At 38.0% G+C, this 16851-nt stretch carries 16 protein-coding genes; 7 read left to right on the top strand and 9 right to left on the bottom strand.

Annotation, left to right across the window (positions count from 1 at the left end; genetic code table 11):
* Positions 1–12 precede the first annotated feature (12 nt).
* Positions 13–1350 (top strand): CitMHS family transporter, encoded by a 1338-nt coding sequence (locus KNQ97_RS11280; RefSeq protein ID WP_000956799.1) that lies wholly within the window; start codon positions 13–15, stop codon positions 1348–1350.
* 47 nt (positions 1351–1397) lie between these two features.
* On the opposite strand, the gene KNQ97_RS11275 is transcribed toward KNQ97_RS11280, so the two are convergent.
* Entirely contained in the window at positions 1398–1910 is a 513-nt protein-coding gene (locus KNQ97_RS11275; RefSeq protein ID WP_000462918.1) for a hypothetical protein, read from the bottom strand.
* Between the two features lie 221 nt (positions 1911–2131).
* Here KNQ97_RS11275 and KNQ97_RS11270 point away from each other — a divergent pair, with 221 nt between their 5' ends.
* On the top strand, positions 2132–2680 hold the full coding sequence (locus KNQ97_RS11270; RefSeq protein ID WP_001092988.1) for a DUF2239 family protein: 549 nt from the start codon (positions 2132–2134) through the stop codon (positions 2678–2680).
* A 51-nt stretch (positions 2681–2731) separates the two neighbouring features.
* Here the strand turns inward: KNQ97_RS11270 and cysN are convergent, their stop codons facing one another.
* From cysN to lysS, 5 genes are all read right to left on the bottom strand, one after another.
* Positions 2732–4345, bottom strand: coding sequence for a sulfate adenylyltransferase subunit CysN (gene cysN / locus KNQ97_RS11265; RefSeq protein WP_038405502.1), 1614 nt, complete (start codon positions 4343–4345; stop codon positions 2732–2734).
* 30 nt (positions 4346–4375) lie between these two features.
* Positions 4376–5284 carry a sulfate adenylyltransferase subunit CysD gene (gene cysD / locus KNQ97_RS11260; protein ID WP_000140408.1) on the bottom strand — a complete coding sequence of 303 codons (909 nt, stop codon included), beginning with the start codon at positions 5282–5284 and terminating at the stop codon, positions 4376–4378.
* Positions 5277–5408 (bottom strand): hypothetical protein, encoded by a 132-nt coding sequence (locus KNQ97_RS11255; protein ID WP_002011285.1) that lies wholly within the window; start codon positions 5406–5408, stop codon positions 5277–5279. The genes cysD and KNQ97_RS11255 overlap by 8 nt, the downstream gene beginning before the upstream one ends.
* Positions 5409–5666: 258 nt before the next feature.
* A complete protein-coding gene (locus KNQ97_RS11250) occupies positions 5667–7109 on the bottom strand; it encodes a capsule assembly Wzi family protein (RefSeq protein ID WP_102760492.1) in 1443 nt (480 codons plus the stop codon).
* Positions 7110–7298: 189 nt separating this feature from the next.
* Positions 7299–8828, bottom strand: coding sequence for a lysine--tRNA ligase (gene lysS, locus KNQ97_RS11245; protein ID WP_002017216.1), 1530 nt, complete (start codon positions 8826–8828; stop codon positions 7299–7301).
* 256 nt (positions 8829–9084) lie between these two features.
* Between lysS and KNQ97_RS11240 the strand changes: the two genes are divergently transcribed.
* A complete protein-coding gene (locus KNQ97_RS11240) occupies positions 9085–9573 on the top strand; it encodes a YqiA/YcfP family alpha/beta fold hydrolase (protein ID WP_000697203.1) in 489 nt (162 codons plus the stop codon).
* 69 nt (positions 9574–9642) lie between these two features.
* On the opposite strand, the gene KNQ97_RS11235 is transcribed toward KNQ97_RS11240, so the two are convergent.
* A complete protein-coding gene (locus KNQ97_RS11235) occupies positions 9643–10080 on the bottom strand; it encodes an SRPBCC domain-containing protein (protein ID WP_000449052.1) in 438 nt (145 codons plus the stop codon).
* A 443-nt stretch (positions 10081–10523) separates the two neighbouring features.
* Here KNQ97_RS11235 and rubA point away from each other — a divergent pair, with 443 nt between their 5' ends.
* From rubA to oxyR, 4 genes are all read left to right on the top strand, one after another.
* A complete protein-coding gene (gene rubA, locus KNQ97_RS11230; protein WP_000760495.1) occupies positions 10524–10688 on the top strand; it encodes a rubredoxin RubA in 165 nt (54 codons plus the stop codon).
* A 92-nt stretch (positions 10689–10780) separates the two neighbouring features.
* Complete coding sequence (gene rubB, locus KNQ97_RS11225; RefSeq protein WP_253612231.1) at positions 10781–11962, top strand: rubredoxin reductase RubB; 1182 nt, start codon at positions 10781–10783, stop codon at positions 11960–11962.
* A gap of 54 nt (positions 11963–12016) precedes the next feature.
* Positions 12017–12961 carry an esterase EstB gene (estB, locus tag KNQ97_RS11220; RefSeq protein ID WP_001083350.1) on the top strand — a complete coding sequence of 315 codons (945 nt, stop codon included), beginning with the start codon at positions 12017–12019 and terminating at the stop codon, positions 12959–12961.
* A 6-nt stretch (positions 12962–12967) separates the two neighbouring features.
* A complete protein-coding gene (gene oxyR, locus KNQ97_RS11215; RefSeq protein ID WP_000729506.1) occupies positions 12968–13876 on the top strand; it encodes a LysR family transcriptional regulator OxyR in 909 nt (302 codons plus the stop codon).
* Between the two features lie 29 nt (positions 13877–13905).
* Here oxyR and KNQ97_RS11210 read toward each other — a convergent pair whose 3' ends face one another.
* Together KNQ97_RS11210 and ppk1 are read right to left on the bottom strand one after the other, a co-directional pair.
* Positions 13906–14496, bottom strand: a complete 591-nt coding sequence (locus tag KNQ97_RS11210; protein ID WP_065725403.1) for an SPOR domain-containing protein — start codon at positions 14494–14496, stop codon at positions 13906–13908.
* Between the two features lie 238 nt (positions 14497–14734).
* Positions 14735–16813, bottom strand: a complete 2079-nt coding sequence (gene ppk1 / locus KNQ97_RS11205; RefSeq protein WP_253612230.1) for a polyphosphate kinase 1 — start codon at positions 16811–16813, stop codon at positions 14735–14737.
* Positions 16814–16851 lie beyond the last annotated feature (38 nt).

Genomic DNA, 16851 nt, shown 5'->3' with positions numbered 1-16851 from the left:
AGGATTGATTGTATGCTGACATTACTTGGTGTTGGCATGATTTTATGCTTCATGTATTTAATCATGTCCAAACGTTTAAGCCCTATTATTGCTTTAATTCTCATCCCATTTATTTTTTCTCTTATTGCCTGGGGCCTTGGTCACTACTTTGAAAGCTTGAGCCATATCGAGCTTAAAGGTCTCAGTGAAATGATGCTAGATGGCATCAAAAAACTTGCGCCTACTGGCGTAATGCTATTATTTGCAATTTTATATTTTGCCTTAATGATCGATGCAGGTCTTTTCGATCCTCCGGTTAAATGGATTTTGAAAAAAGTTAAAGGTGATCCCCTAAAAATTACATTAGGGACTGTTTTTTTAACTACATTAGTCTCTCTTGATGGCGATGGCTCAACCACTTACATGATTTGCGTGGCAGCCATGCTCCCTCTTTATCAACGCCTCGGTATGAATACACTGATCATGACAGCACTTATGTTGTTATGTAGTGGTGTAATGAACCTGACCCCATGGGGTGGCCCTACTGCGCGTGCAGCAAGTGCACTCCAAGTTGACCCAAGTCATATCTTTGTACCAATGATTCTTCCAATGGTGATTAGTATTGGCTGGTTATTCTTCTTGGCATATTTATATGGTCGCTATGAGCAAAAACGTTTAGGCGTGATTGAGCTTGAAAGTCACCATGGTGATAACATTACAGTTTCAAAAGACCCAGAAGCAACTCGTCCACATTTACGTAAAGTAAATATGGTACTCACCATTCTTCTTATGATTGCATTGATCAAAGGCATTTTACCGATGTCAGTGTTATTCATGCTGGCGTTCTGTATTGCAATGCTCATCAACTACCCTGATGTTGATATGCAGAAAAAGCGTATCGCTATGCACGCAGACAGTATCTTGGCTGTTGTAGGTTTAATTTTTGCGGCAGGTATTTTTACAGGTATTTTATCTGGTACAGGCATGGTTGAAGCCATGTCTAAAGAATTTGTTGCAATGATCCCTACAAGTATGGGGCCATATCTAGCGCCAATTACTGCTCTGGTGAGTATGCCATTGACGTTCTTTATGTCAAATGATGCATTCTTCTATGGTGTATTGCCAATTCTTGCTGAAGCAGCTTCACATTATGGTATTAGCCCAGAAGCGATTGCTCGTGCATCAATTGTAGGTCAGCCAGTGCATTTGTTATCACCTCTCGTTCCATCAACCTACTTGTTATGTGGTCTTGCTAAAGTCGACTTTGCAGACCATCAAAAGTTCACTTTTAAGTGGGCATTTATCACTTGTATGGTATTGATGGGTACAGCTTTAGTGATTGGTGTTTTCCCACTTTTTAGTACGATGTAATTCTGCTCTACTATAAAAATAAAAGCCCCTATCGGGGCTTTTATTTTTTATTTATTTACATACTCAATCATGGCATCTAAGAACGCATGAAAGTGCAAGCTAATATCTTCTTGTAAAATTTTATAAGCATTATCAAATTGCACCATTGGAAAGCCTTCTTTCCAAAATGGGAAAATATTATGCAAATCATGAGTAACTATTGCATCTTCTCGAACAATTGCTTGTGAAATTTGTGCCAAAACTTGCGCTGTCTCTGCGCCATCAACAGCAAGATAATCAATACCACGCGCTTTTAAAATACGAATTCGATCTTTTTTATAGCGAATTTTTTTAGCTTGAGCTGCATTTAAACCTAGTGCAAGAGTAACTGCCTCTACAAACTTCTCTTCAAAATTTGTATTTAGTGCCACCAAAGCCTGCTTATGTGCTTCCTGACGTCCTGCTTTTCCCCCGTTACGGATGATCTCATTGGCTTCCGTATCTAGCTTATCTTTTTTCATCGACTGTAAAATGTCTAAAATTTCGATATCGCTTAAAGATTCAGGAGATTGCTCAAACATAGGAGTCTCTATACATACAACTAAAGGCGTATTCTCTCATAAAAGCGATACTAAAGCAGAGTAAAATTTTTAATAGCATATTATCTTGACTATTTTTATAGTCCTAATCTCAGAGACTACACTCATAAAATCCGTTAATTCTTTGGTTATGATTTTACCATTTGCCAAATTAATTTTACCCTGATAATATTATTTTACCCTGATAAAAATATGCGGCTAAAATGAATACTAAAATCACCTATACTGCTTTCACTGGAAGCACGCTTATTGCGAGTGACTCCCTTGTTGAACTTGCAAAGAAACTAAAAGCTCTTCCTAAAACAACAGAAAATATTCTGATTTTTAATGATCAAACAGGTCAACAAATTGATCTTGATCTTTCTGGTTCAGAACAAGAACTTCAACAACGTTATGCTGAACCGGAAGAAATTAAAAAAGTTGGACGACCTAAACTTGGAGTAATTTCACGTGAAATCACTTTACAGAAAAAACATTGGGATTGGTTAGATCAGCAAAGCGCGAGTGCATCAGCAGTGATTCGCAAGTTAATTGATAAAGAGTTAAATAACCCAAATTCTGAAGGCAATATTATGCTAGCCAAACAAGCTATCGACCGCTTTATGTCTGCTATGTTAGGCAATATGCCAAATTATGAGGAAGCAACACGCGCCTTATATCAAGGTGATCGAGATATATTTTTAAAGATGATTCAGAGCTATCCCAAAGATGTAAGGGAATATTTAACTTTAAAAGCTCAAAATATTTTCTAAATTCAATAAAAAACCCGCTTACGCGGGTTTTTAGAACTTATTTTCAATCTATTAAAGACGAACTAATTCCACAATTTTCTCTACTGCTTCTTCTACCGTTTCAGCAGTTATCTCGGTATCTGTACCATCCACAGAAGTTGTGATAATGACAACACCCGTCTCACGCAATAGAACCAATTGCTCAGCTGTTAAGCTTGTTTTCGCGATCGCAACTACACCTTGCTGAATCAGCAAACTTTCTAAAGCTTGAGATTTTTCAATTAATTGTGCAGAAACACCAATAACAGCAGGTTTTTGACCTAAACGAGCAGCACGATCTTCAGCAGTAACAGGATTACTATGAGCCGTCCACTCTACCGCGGCTTCTACCATGCCCGCGCCAACAGTTACGTTACTTAAACGGTCAATAAAAATAAATGAACCCGTGTAACGTGAATCTTGATAACGGTCAAACACGACTGGAGCATCAAACTCAACCACAACATCTGCAATCGCATTTAACTCAAGCTCTTCTACCTGAGTGTGTTCGAGTGTATTCACATTTACACGATAATTAATATTAGTCACTTTTGCTGGAACAGTTTGTGTACCAATCTTGATATTGTACAACTTACCTTTTACAAGTGGGTGTTCATTCATCCATACCACGGAAGCACGAACACTTCTTGAAATTAATGGTTGCTCGCCTGCACGTACTAAGACATTACCGCGACTAATATCAATTTCATCATTTAACGTTAAGGTGACTGCTTGACCAGCAACTGCCTGCTCAAAGTTACCGTCAAAAGTAACAATTTCCTTAACTGTAGAACGCTTACCAGAAGGTAACGCCACAATCTCGTCACCAACTTTAATTTCGCCTAATGCAACTGTACCCGCAAAGCCACGGAAGTCGAGATTTGGACGGTTTACATATTGAACAGGGAAACGGAATTCATGTTTACTTGACTCGCGGTTGATTTCCACAGACTCAAGAATACTCATTAAGGTTTGCCCCTTGTACCAAGGAGTATGAGCTGATGGATTTACAACGTTATCGCCATTTAAAGCAGAAATTGGAACAAATAAAATATTGGCTGGACGGCGATCACCCAATTGGCTCACGAACGCATCATATTCAACCTGAATTTCATTAAAACGTTCAGATGAATATTCAACCAAGTCCATTTTATTAATGGCAACAACAATATTTTTAATTCCAAGCAAACTCGCAATAAACGTATGACGACGAGTTTGAGTTTGTACACCATAGCGCGCATCGATCAGGATGATTGCAAGATCAGCAGTCGATGCACCTGTTGCCATGTTACGAGTATATTGTTCATGGCCCGGTGTATCAGCAATAATAAATTTACGCTTTTCAGTCGAAAAATAGCGATAAGCAACATCAATGGTAATACCCTGCTCACGCTCAGCCTGCAAACCATCTACAAGTAGTGCCAAGTCTGGTGCATCACCTGTTGTGCCCACTTTCTTACTGTCACGTGTTACAGCTTGCAATTGATCTTCATAAATCAATTTTGAATCGTAAAGTAAACGACCAATTAAGGTACTTTTACCATCATCTACGTTACCGCAAGTCAAAAAGCGCAAAAGGTCTTTTTGTTCATGTTGTTTTAAATACGCCAGAATGTCTTGGCTGATTAAGTCTGATTGATGGGACATTGCTCAAACTCCACAAATTTAGAAACTGTCTTAGAAATAGCCTTCTTGCTTTTTCTTTTCCATTGAGCCTGCTTCATCATGGTCAATCATACGACCTTGACGCTCAGAACTTGTTGCCAACAGCATTTCCTGAATAATTTCTGGCAATGTATCAGCTTCAGACTCAACTGCACCTGTTAATGGATAACAGCCAAGCGTACGGAAACGTACAGACTTCATTTGTGGAACTTCACCCTCTTTTAAGCGCATACGTTCATCATCAACCATGATTAGCGTACCACTACGCTCAACCACAGGACGAACAGCAGAGAAATAAAGAGGAACAATTTGAATATTTTCTAAATAGATATATTGCCAGATATCCAACTCTGTCCAGTTTGATAACGGGAATACACGAATACTTTCGCCTTTGTTCACTTTACCGTTGTAAAGATTCCAAAGTTCAGGACGTTGGTTTTTAGGATCCCAACGATGTTTACTATCACGGAATGAATACACACGCTCTTTCGCACGTGATTTTTCTTCGTCACGGCGCGCCCCACCAAAAGCAGCATCGAACTGATATTTATCCAAAGCCTGTTTTAAAGCTTGGGTTTTCATAATATCCGTATATTTCGAACTGCCATGATCAAATGGGTTGATTCCTGCTTCACGGCCTTCTTTATTCTGATGAACAATTAAATCAAAACCATGTGTTTTTGCCATGTTATCGCGAAACGCGATCATGTCTTTAAACTTCCAGCCTGTATCTACATGTAATAAAGGGAAAGGAAGTTTTGCAGGATAAAATGCCTTCAATGCAAGATGAAGCATCACAGCCGAGTCTTTACCAATTGAGTAAAGCATGACTGGATTTTCAAATTCTGCGGCTACTTCACGGATAATATGAATACTCTCAGCTTCAAGTTGCTTGAGATGTGTAAGTCTTGATTCAGTCATGAACACGCCCTTCTCTATCCATTTTGCCCATAAAATCTAGAAGCGGTATTACACCACCACTTAGAAGACCATGTGGAGGAACGAGTGCCATAACAACTCCAATTTTTCGTGATAAATAGTCCAACCACAAGCCTTTATATGGCTTATAGCATTAGTTATGCATTATAGTGATTTAAAACCGATTCCTTTTGCTTGTTTTTTCATATTGATATTCAAATTCATCATATACATGTAATATGCTGATTCACTTATACAACTTTGTAATCCTAGCTTGTGTAGTCGACTTAAGCAAATCATGTTCTAGTCTTTAGATTTCTTTAAAAACCATAAAAAAAGAGAAACCTCTGTAGCCTCTCTTTCTTATTATAAGGTTAACTAAAAATTAGAAACCAAACATTTTACGCTCTAGAGGAATTTCCACTCCAATTGATGCACCCGCATCATTACCTTCTAAGTCAGAATCACTTACCCAACCATTAATTTTTAATGGAAGATCAGGTTTGATGTAATGTGTCCAAGTTAGATCAAGCGCTTTAATTTCATCATCTTTAGGGAATGCTTTATTAATTGCCAAGTTAGATTGGTTAACTTTAACCACCATAGCACGACCGCTTAAACGGTTCATCACGTCAAAGCGGATATCACCACCCACAGAATACATTTGTCCATCGCCACCCATCGCATGTCCTAATGGGAAGCCATGTTGGTAATAACCATCTTTATAAACATAATGATTATAGGAAATACCCTTCACATCATTATTAGTGCGGGTATCAGCCCATTCTGCATAAAGTTGATATGGCATATTATTATAGCTAGAAGAATAGTCGACTCCTGCTAAATACATTTTTTTAGAAGGAAGTAGTCCAGCTTCATCTTCACCAACATATTGACCATAAATACCAACAGGAGCATTTATAAGAGATTGTAGATTTAAACGAGCATCAAAACCTGCAATTTGGTTAGAACGATCTTCATCAGAATCATACACATTGTCATTCCCTTTAATTGCATTCCACAAAGAATCCCAACTTTCAGAACGTCCTTCACCACCCCATTCTAAAGTACGAGAAGCACCTAGTTCTAAATAGGGTAAAGGTCTTGCAGTTAAACGTAAGCCTAATAATTTCGCATGAGGAACCGCTTTATAATCATCTAATTGGCCTGCAAAAGCTTGATATTGCCAAGGTCCAATCCAAGATAACCATTTTGTCTCAAAAGCATTTTGTACAGCTCTTTGTGCCGTCACGCCATACACAGGACGACTTGCATCGCCACGGATTAAGCTACCATCATGTCCAGGTCCCCACCATGTTGGAATTTGACCTGCAACAAGCCACTGGTTCCAGAGTTTACCAGCGACATATGAACCCTCAACGTTAACGTCATGCCCACTATCAATTTGAGGGTCTTTTTCTGCGTTTACACGGATTTTTGCATCCCAATTTTCACCACCAGCATTAAACTCTAATGAACCTTGGTACTGCGATTTTTGGTTATCACCAAATGCTTGAGGAATATTTTTGATATCAGTTTCAGCAAAAGCACCCACTTTAACTGTATCGTTATCTGCCTTTAATGCATTGAGAACTGAATTAATAACTTTTTGCTGTGCTGGATGAGTCACTTTAGCTTGAGAGAGAGCTCTTTGAATTTCATCACCACTTAATGGCCAAGTAGAAGTGCTGATGTTAATAACACCTTGTTGATTCAACCAGTTTAAGTCGGTACGTAAATCATCATTATTAAGCACTAAACCTTGTGCAAAAACAGCCGATGAAGCAGTTGCTAATAATGCAATCGAAAGTGTTTTTCTTAAAAACATGTCAGCACAATTCTCAAAGTTATTTATGAGCAACACATTAATTTTTTTATCGCAAATTTGCAATTGTTAAACTGTGCAATTACATTTTTTAACGGTGTTTTAAGTTTTCTATAACTTAAGTATTTTTTATATATAAATAGTTAATAAAAAAGGCAGTATAAACTGCCTTTTTCTGTATTGAAGATTAAATTAACCTTCTTTACGACGCATATGCGGGAACAAAATCACATCACGAATACTTGGTGCATCTGCAAAAAGCATAACCAAACGGTCAATACCAATACCTTCACCCGCTGTTGGAGGTAAACCATATTCAAGTGCTTCAACAAACTCTGCATCGTAATGCATTGCTTCATCATCACCAGCATCTTTTTCAGCAACTTGCGCTTGGAAACGTTCAGCTTGATCAATCGGATCATTTAACTCACTAAAGCCGTTTGCCAATTCACGGCCACCAATAAAGAACTCAAAACGATCAGTAATGTGCGGATTATCATCATTACGGCGAGCAAGTGGAGAAGTCTCTGCTGGGTACTCAGTAATAAAAGTAGGCTGACGAAGTTTAGTCTCAACCGTTTCTTCAAATACGATTGTTTGAAGCTTACCTAAACCAAAACCAGGTTTAACTTCTTCTTTTAATTCCTCACGAACAAATTTTGCAAGGAATTCACGATCGCCTACATTTTCAGGCGTGAACTGCGGATTATTCTCCAAAATCGCATCAAACATAGAGATTTTCTTGAATGGCCCTTTAAAGCTAAACACTTCGCCTTGGTAAGGCACATCAGTCGTACCTAAAATATCAATTGCTAGCTTTTCAAGCATGTTTTCAGTCAAAGCCATCAAGTCTTTATAATCAGCATATGCCTGATAAAACTCGATCATGGTAAATTCAGGGTTATGACGTGTTGATACCCCTTCATTACGGAAGTTACGGTTAATTTCGAACACACGCTCAAAACCACCAACAACTAAACGCTTTAAATAAAGCTCCGGTGCGATACGCAAGAATAATGGCATATCTAAAGCATTATGATGCGTTTCAAACGGACGTGCAGACGCGCCACCCGGAATCACATGCATCATTGGCGTTTCAACTTCCATGAAACGTTCATTGGTTAAAAATGCGCGAATACCTGCAACGACTTTGGCACGAATTTCAAAAGTCTTACGCGTTTCTTCATTCACAATTAAGTCAAGATAACGCTTACGATATTTAACTTCTGTGTCGTTCAAACCATGAAATTTATCCGGCAATGGACGAAGCGATTTTGTAAGAAGTTCAAAACCTTCAAGGTGTACATATAAGTCACCTTTGCCAGAACGACCGATATAACCTTCAGCAGCAATAATATCGCCAAGGTCTAAACCTTTAATAGTTTCAAGCGTATCTTTTGGTAAACCTTTACGGTCAACATATAATTGGATACGACCAGTCATGTCTTGAATCACCATGAAAGAACCACGGTTTAACATGACACGGCCAGCAACTTTTACATAAACATGTTCAGCGCTTTCGATTTGTTCTTTAGACTGATCTTTAAATTGTTCTTGTAAATCAGCAGCGTAATGTTCACGTTTGAATGTATTTGGCCAAGGACTCTTTCCAGTTTCCTTTGCAACATCTTGGATTTGCTTTAATTTGGCATGACGCTGTGCAATTAAATCGTTTTCGGAAATAGTTGGTTCAGAAGTCGATTGAGCGTTTTGTTGCGTCATCTCTGCCTCGGTTAAGTAAAAATGAAGTGGCATAGCTTAACAGATTGCTGAGGTTTTTCGAACGATTTCAATCAAACAAAAACGAAAAAAGTCCAAGCCGTCAATCTGAGTGGGCATTGAATGATAAAAATTACTTAGACCAATCGCTAAGTTCATTTTTTTTAGGTTTGAGTAAAATATAAAAAAATCCAAATAACCTCGATTTGAAAAGGCCCTATTTGCCTTTTATTTTATCTATGAGATTGTGTAGTAAATAATGAAAATTCTATTTTTACATGGCTTGGATTCTTCTCGTGAATCAACAAAATTTCATGCCATTTTACATCCTGAAAAATTTTGTATTGATGTTGATTATCGCAACCTAAGTTATGCTTCAGTTAAAGACTTTTATCATCAAGCGATTGAAACAATTAAACCTGATTTGTTAGTCGGTCATAGCCTTGGCGGTTATTGGGCTTTGAAAACTGCTGCTCAACATAAATTAGCTGTTATTGTTGCCAACCCAAGCCTTACACCTAATTTTCGTAATGATTACCCCCACCTTTGTGACGAAGATCTTGACCATTCTAACCCTAAAATGGCCTATTTAGAGTTAGGAGACGAGCAACTTGATATGTATCAAGTACAGGAAAAGCTGTCACCATATATGACAATAGAAACTTATGACGGAGGCCATCATCGTCTTGCTTATCCTTCTCGTCTTAATGATCTCATTACCAAAATTCATAAAAAATATTTTGCTTGAATTTACGTATGACACATAATTTTCAAAAAACTTATTATGTAAAAAGATAACAAATTGAATTACAGAAACTTATTTTTCAGCCATTTGTTTTACAGCTTCAAAGCCTTGAACGAAGCCACTTTTTAACATACCGATATACTCAGGTAAGGTGGCTAATTCTACTTTTACCGTTGTAGTATCCCCATTTTGACTTAAAAAATATTTTTCTAGCGAACCACTCCAGCTTTTCACCTCTTCACTTTCCAAGTCTTCTTTCCCGTCTTTAATCATTCCTAAATGTTTAAAAATTAGTACTTCAGGCTTTTTCATTTCTTCAATGGTCGAAACCATTCCATTTCCTTCTCCATCTAGAAAATATGTTTTACCACCGACTTTCCAATCTGTGCGCATTGAAGAATCTGGAGCAAAGAATTTCGTCCATGCATTATAGGTCTCACTATTCCAGAGTACGTCCCATACTTTTTCTATAGGGGCATTAATTTCTACTTCATATATTAGAGTTTCCATATTCGACTTCCTTATTCTCCGTTAATTAAGTGTTCCATAAACTTTTCTGTTTTATATAAACATTAATTTATTTGTCCATTTATTAACCAGATTACTTTTTTAAGAACTTTATTTATATAAATGCTTTGCTCTTTTTGTAACCCTTCATATCACTCACCGTCTCCTTGCATGAATAAACTTATAAAAATATATGATTTATTATGTGTTTATGTTGAAGTTTTGCCTAAATAACCATTTATTTGTCTCGATATGCCATTCATCTTTGCTTATGAATGATTAAACTCCCTTATATGCTTTACTTTAAATGTAGAACTGCGTAAAAATTTGATATCCGATCAAAGCGACATTAGTTATTATTGAGCGGATCGTAGTTACATTATTAATAGATGGAATAGTTTTACTGAAAGGCAGCTTTGAGCAAACTTATCAGTGCGGAGAGTCTCATGAAAAAATATCAATGTATCGTTTGTGGATGGATTTACGATGAAGCAGAAGGTTGGCCACAAGACGGCATTGCAGCTGGAACAAAATGGGAAGATATTCCTGATGACTGGACTTGCCCTGATTGCGGCGTTTCAAAAGCTGACTTCGAAATGATCGAAATCTAATGTCTTAAATTAAAAGGCCATGATTTACATGGTCTTTTTTATATATCACCAATCACCGTTTTAAATTAAAAATTCTAATTCTGGAGAAAAAAATGCATCCAATCGTCATTATCGGATCAGGCATGGCGGGTTATACCTTAGCACGTGAATTCCGTAAGCTTAACCCAGAGCAAGAACTTGTGATGATTTGTGCGGATGATGCGGTGAACTATGCAAAACCAACCTTATCCAATGCTTTTGCAGGAAAAAAAGCCCCAGAACAGATTCCATTAGGTGATGCTGCAAAAATGAGTGCCCAACTCAATATGCGTATTGAACCTTTTACTTGGGTGAAAGAAATTTTAGCTGAGCGTCATGAACTTGTTCTAGAAAAAGACGGCGTTATTTCTCAGCAACCCTATTCAAAATTAATTTTAGCTGTCGGTGCTAACCCGATTCGCCTTGCTATTGCTGGTGATGGTAGTGATGAGATCCATGTGGTTAACTCACTCATTGACTATCGTTCTTTCCGAGAAAATCTAGCTCAGCGCAAAGATAAACGTGTTGTGATTTTGGGTGCAGGTTTAATTGGTTGTGAATTTGCCAATGACTTACTTCATAGCGAATATGATGTAACAGTAATTGATTTAGCGCCTCAACCATTAGGCCGTTTATTACCTTCACACATTGCTTCAGCATTCCAGCAAAATCTTGAAGAAGCAGGTGTTAAATTTGCCTTAGGCACAACCGTTGAAAAAGTAAGTAAAATCAATAACGGTGAAGATTACGCAGTCACATTGGCAAATGGTCAGACTTTGATCGCTGATATTGTGCTTTCAGCGATTGGCTTACAGCCGAATATTTCTCTGGCTCAAAGCGCAAATATTCAAACCAGCCGTGGTGTGATTACCAATAGTTTACTTGAAACCAATCAAGCAGATATTTATGCGATTGGCGACTGTGCGGAAGTTAACGGTACCCTACTTCCATATGTAATGCCAATTATGCAACAAGCCCGTGCTCTAGCAAAAACATTAAGTGGTCAACAAACAAATGTACATTACCCTGCTATGCCGGTTGCGGTAAAAACTCCGGCTGCACCGCTTACAGTTTTACCGGCACCGGTTGATGTGGATGTGAATTGGGAAACTGAAGAATTCGACGATGGTATGCTTGCCAAAGCAATTGACAATGAAGGAACATTGCGTGGTTTCGTATTGTTAGGTGCAACAGCAGGCAAGCAACGTTTAACTTTAACTAAGCTTGTTCCAGATCTTATTCCTGCCCAAGCATAAGGTTTAAATTGGGAATACTCATGATCTTGAGTATTCCTTCAAGGAATGAATAACATGAATAGCGCCTTACAATTTAGTATTTCACCGTACACTCCATTTATGCAGGAAACCAAAGTCAATTTAGGCAATGGTATCGAGTTACATGTAGAAGTAGGTGGAAAACCAGAACATCCGACTATTTTGCTGATTATGGGTTTAGGTGCCCAAATGCTATTTTGGCCGGACTTTTTCTGCAAATCACTCATTGATCAAGGTTTTCGTGTTATTCGTTTTGATAACCGTGATATTGGCCTTTCTTCAAAAGTCCGCCATCAAGGTAAACGTTTAAATACCATGAAATTGATGGGACGTTTTGCTTTAGGGCTAAGAAACCAGGGGGCGCCTTATACGCTCTATGATATGGCAGATGACGTTTCTATGCTTCTCGACCGTTTAGGAGTAAGCAAAGCACATGTGATTGGTGCCTCAATGGGTGGCATGATTGCCCAGATTCTCGCTGCAAAATATCCGGAAAAAGTAGAAAAATTAGGTTTGATGTTTACCAGTAATAATCAACCGTTTTTACCGCCACCGTTCCCTAAGCAACTTTTAAGCTTGATTGGCAAGCCAGAATCACGTGATGAAGAAGGAATTGTGAATCACAGTTTAAAATTATTCCAATTGATTGGTTCTCCTGGTTATATTAACCATATTGAAGCCGTTCAAACTGCAAGAAAACTTTATCAACGTAGCTACTATCCTGCTGGTGTACTTCAACAGTTTTTAGCAATATTATGTACAGGTTCCTTACTGCAACTGGACCGTGAAATTAAGCAACCCACTTTAGTCTTGCATGGCTCTCGTGACCGCTTACTTCCACCGAGTCACGGTAAGGCCGTAGCAAAAGCAATTTCCGGTGCTAAGTTTGAATTAATTGATGGAATGGGGCATGATATCCCTGCCCATTTTATTCCACAGCTTAGCGGTTTATTTGCGCATCATTTTAAATCATCATACTAGGACACTATGGCTGCATTACCCTCACTAAGACAGCTATCATATTTAGTTACGTTGTCGGAAACTTTGCATTTTACTGAAGCAGCACGTCGCTCTTTTGTTACCCAATCGACTTTATCGGGCGGCATTATGGAGCTGGAAAGGCTACTAGGTGGCGTTCTGGTTGAGCGTGACCGTCAGAATGTGCGTTTAACGCCATTAGGTGAGCAAGTTGTTGCTCGAGCCCGTGTATTGCTAGCAGATGCTCAGGATTTAATGCGTTTAAGCCGTGAAATGAGTGAACCATTAACAGGTGATCTTCATTTGGGTGTTATTCCAACAATTGCACCTTTTATCCTGACACGGTTACTTGATGAAGTGCATCAACAATTACCGAAGATTCAGTTGCATTTACATGAAGCTCAAAGTGAGAAGATTGTAGAGCGCCTAGAACATGGTAATTTGGACATGATTGTCCTTGCCCTACCTTTTGATACAAGAAGTTTAAAAGTAGCTGAAATTTCAAAAGAAAATTTATATCTTGTTTGTAGTAAGCAAGATACAAATGCACTTCAAGCAAATTCACTTGATGATCTCGATTTATCACGTCTCATTTTGCTTGAAGAAGGCCACTGTTTACGTGACCACGTATTAAGCGCCTGTCCAATTGGTGAGCGTAAAAACGATAACCGCTTAAAAGCAAGTTCTCTACCAACATTGGTTGAAATGGTTTCTTCCGATTTAGGCTTTACTCTTTTACCAGAAATCGCAATTGAAAATAGTATGATCAAATTTAATGATCAGATTACTGCAAAACCAATTGAAGACGCACCTAGCCGTACTTTAGCACTTGTTACTCGTAAAAGTACGCCGTTGCAAAGTGAGTTTGATGTTCTTCTGCAAATCATGCAGAAAATTACCACAAACTTACATGAATAAAAAAAGGAGTCTTCGGACTCCTTTTTATTTTACTGTACTGTTAGAGAAGCCCATTTAAATACCCAAGCCGATCTCAAATCCAAGCTATCATCTGCAATTATTTTTTCTCGAATAATTTGTGCAATTGCATAGTCATTAGCAGGGTCGACCATGACCCGTATTCCTTTGGTAGTTGGGCTGGTAACAACTTTATACCCTTTAGCCTGTAATTGGGACTGAATCATATTTGCTTTATTTTGATTAGGTACCAAAGCAACTTGCACCATCCATTTTTTTTCACCGTTTTCTAAAATTTCTTTCGCGACCGCTGCATCAAGTTGCTTTTTCTTCTCAATATTTTTCTTTTCTTCAATTTTTTTTAACTGATTATCGTCAATTTTCTTTTGTGCTAACAATTCCTCTTGAGTAAGTTTTCTTTTCTGAATCACGATTGTCTTATTTGGTGTGTCATTCTTCTTATTTTTCTCTCTAGAAGGATGTATAAAATAAGGATATATCATTTGATCATCAAATTTCTGAAATACAATAATATCTCCATAGCACTTCTGATCCGCATAAGCAGTCACTGGCATTAACCCCAAAAATATTCTAATAAATAAACTTTTAATAAAGCCTTGCATATTATTCACTTACCAAAGTTAAGTATATTTAATGCGGCGTATTAAAGTAGATTTCTTGTGATTTGTATATTTTTAAAATTCAAAGTTTTATGTAAAGAATCACATATTTTTCAAACATATTGCCTTAATTCAAATTATTGCCGTTTATCGTACAACCATTTAGAAAAATTAATTAAATTATTATGAAATTCAGTTAATTAAAAAGCCGACATGATGTCGGCTTTTTAAAAATAATTTTTTATTTAAAAGTTTCTAATAATTCTCTTTGAGCATTATGCAATTTTTCTCCTTCGGCAGGCTGGGCACGTATCCATGTACCATCACCCTGTAATAACCAAGCTTGCTGATTATCTTGTAAATAATTAAGGAGTCCTTGCTGATAAATACGTTTTTTCAAAGCAGGATCTTCAATTGGAAAGCATGCTTCAACACGATTAAATAAGTTACGATCCATCCAGTCCGCACTTGAACAGTAAATACGAGCATCACCGTTATTACTAAAGTAATAAACTCGAGTATGTTCAAGGAAACGACCTACAATTGAACGTACCCGAATATTTTCCGATAAATTTGGTAATCCCGGACGTAAACAGCAAATCGAACGAATAATGAGATCTACCTGCACCCCTGCTTGAGAAGCTTCATACAATTTATTAATAAGCTGAACTTCAGTTAAAGCATTCACTTTGACAATAATTTGGGCTTTACGACCAGCCTTTGCATTGGCAATTTCTTCATCAATAAAGTTGATGAGCTGAGTATGCAGAGTAAAAGGTGCATGGAGTAACTTTTTCAGTTTTGCCATTTTACCCATACCCGTGAGCTCTTGGAAAATACGGTGTACGTCTTCACACAAGTCTTTATCGGTGGTCATTAGACCGTAATCCGTATAAATGCGAGCATTCATAGCATGGTAGTTACCCGTTCCTAAATGAACATAACGCACCAGTTTGTTGTTTTCACGGCGTACCACCATAATCATTTTGGCATGGGTTTTATAACCTACAATACCGTAAACAACGACTGCTCCTGCTTCTTGTAAAACGTTAGCCACTTCGATATTCGACTCTTCATCGAAACGGGCACGTAATTCAATTACCGCTGTCACTTCTTTACCATTACGCGCAGCTTCTGCTAAAACTTGAACAATTTCCGAGTCTGCACCACTACGATAAAGTGTCTGTTTAATTGCGAGTACTTGCGGGTCACGTGCTGCTTCACGGAGTAATTGAATAACAGGTGCAAAAGACTCAAATGGGTGATGAAGTAAAATATCTTGCTTTTGCATAGCCGAGAAAATACTCTCGGTCTTTTTAAACACTTTTGGTACGACTGGCGTGTGTGAATCGTAACGCAAATGAGGACGTTTAAAGTTCGAAACCAGACGAGCCAAGTTTACAGGGCCATCAACTTTATATAATTGTTCTTCGTTTAAGTCGAACTCTTCAAGTAGATATTCATAAATATGCTGTGGACAATTTTGGGTTACTTCTAAGCGTACTGCACGACCAAATCGGCGTGAACTTAACTCACCTTTTAACGCTTTTGCCAAATCTTCAACGTCTTCATTAAGTGCCAAATCGGCATTACGAGTTACACGGAATTGATAGCAACCAGTTGCAGTCATGCCCGGAAACAAGTCTGAAACATGTTCATGAATAATTGCTGACAACATGACGTGATGTTCTTTACCACCCGTTAACTCATCTGGTAATCGTACAACACGTGGCAATGAACGTGGGGCTGGTACAACAGCCAAATCAATTTGTCGCCCGAACGCATCTTTACCTTCTAAAGTCACAATAAAGTTAAGGCTTTTATTGACTAAACGCGGGAATGGATGGGCTGGATCTAAACTGATTGGAGTTAAAACAGGCGCAACCTGTTCCTGAAAATATTTTTTTACCCAAGCTGATTGAGCTGGTGTTAATTCACCACGACGTAAAAAGCAGATATCTTCTTCACGTAACTTAGGTAAAATTTCTTCGTTTAAAATACGATATTGGCGCTCAATTGCAGCATGAGCAGTTTCAGAGATTTTTTGTAAGACTTGTCTTGGCGTTAAACCGTCCGGGCTTCGACTTTCATTGCCTAGAGCGAATTGCTCCATAACACCTGCCACACGAATTTCAAAAAACTCATCTAAATTACGCGAAAAAATGAGTAAGAAATTCATTCGTTCCAGTAATGGATGTAAAGGGTCGACGGCCTGTTCCAATACGCGCAAATGAAAGTCAAGAATAGACAATTCACGATTAATATAACGGTCATTATAACTATATTCTGTTGGGGTCGTTGCTGTAATCGCTGTATTCATGTCTAACCTAATCTCTTTCCAACCAAAATCTCTGCAAA

Origin of the sequence: Acinetobacter sp. UC24323, from assembly GCF_024151445.1 — a bacterium.
In the GTDB taxonomy this organism is placed as follows: Bacteria; Pseudomonadota; Gammaproteobacteria; order Pseudomonadales; family Moraxellaceae; genus Acinetobacter; species Acinetobacter baumannii.
Note: the sequence above shows the minus strand (reverse complement) of the source record. Positions and strands in the feature narration are given on the sequence as shown.

What these genes read in the sequence shown, in the direction of transcription:
- KNQ97_RS11280 (WP_000956799.1), top strand. Translation starts at nt 13, where the DNA reads ATGCTGACATTACTTGGTGTTGGCATGATTTTATGCTTCATGTATTTA.
- KNQ97_RS11275 (WP_000462918.1), bottom strand. Translation starts at nt 1,910, where the DNA reads ATGTTTGAGCAATCTCCTGAATCTTTAAGCGATATCGAAATTTTAGAC.
- KNQ97_RS11270 (WP_001092988.1), top strand. Translation starts at nt 2,132, where the DNA reads ATGAATACTAAAATCACCTATACTGCTTTCACTGGAAGCACGCTTATT.
- cysN (WP_038405502.1), bottom strand. Translation starts at nt 4,345, where the DNA reads ATGTCCCATCAATCAGACTTAATCAGCCAAGACATTCTGGCGTATTTA.
- cysD (WP_000140408.1), bottom strand. Translation starts at nt 5,284, where the DNA reads ATGACTGAATCAAGACTTACACATCTCAAGCAACTTGAAGCTGAGAGT.
- KNQ97_RS11250 (WP_102760492.1), bottom strand. Translation starts at nt 7,109, where the DNA reads ATGTTTTTAAGAAAAACACTTTCGATTGCATTATTAGCAACTGCTTCA.
- lysS (WP_002017216.1), bottom strand. Translation starts at nt 8,828, where the DNA reads ATGACGCAACAAAACGCTCAATCGACTTCTGAACCAACTATTTCCGAA.
- KNQ97_RS11240 (WP_000697203.1), top strand. Translation starts at nt 9,085, where the DNA reads ATGAAAATTCTATTTTTACATGGCTTGGATTCTTCTCGTGAATCAACA.
- KNQ97_RS11235 (WP_000449052.1), bottom strand. Translation starts at nt 10,080, where the DNA reads ATGGAAACTCTAATATATGAAGTAGAAATTAATGCCCCTATAGAAAAA.
- rubA (WP_000760495.1), top strand. Translation starts at nt 10,524, where the DNA reads ATGAAAAAATATCAATGTATCGTTTGTGGATGGATTTACGATGAAGCA.
- rubB (WP_253612231.1), top strand. Translation starts at nt 10,781, where the DNA reads ATGCATCCAATCGTCATTATCGGATCAGGCATGGCGGGTTATACCTTA.
- estB (WP_001083350.1), top strand. Translation starts at nt 12,017, where the DNA reads ATGAATAGCGCCTTACAATTTAGTATTTCACCGTACACTCCATTTATG.
- oxyR (WP_000729506.1), top strand. Translation starts at nt 12,968, where the DNA reads ATGGCTGCATTACCCTCACTAAGACAGCTATCATATTTAGTTACGTTG.
- KNQ97_RS11210 (WP_065725403.1), bottom strand. Translation starts at nt 14,496, where the DNA reads ATGCAAGGCTTTATTAAAAGTTTATTTATTAGAATATTTTTGGGGTTA.
- ppk1 (WP_253612230.1), bottom strand. Translation starts at nt 16,813, where the DNA reads ATGAATACAGCGATTACAGCAACGACCCCAACAGAATATAGTTATAAT.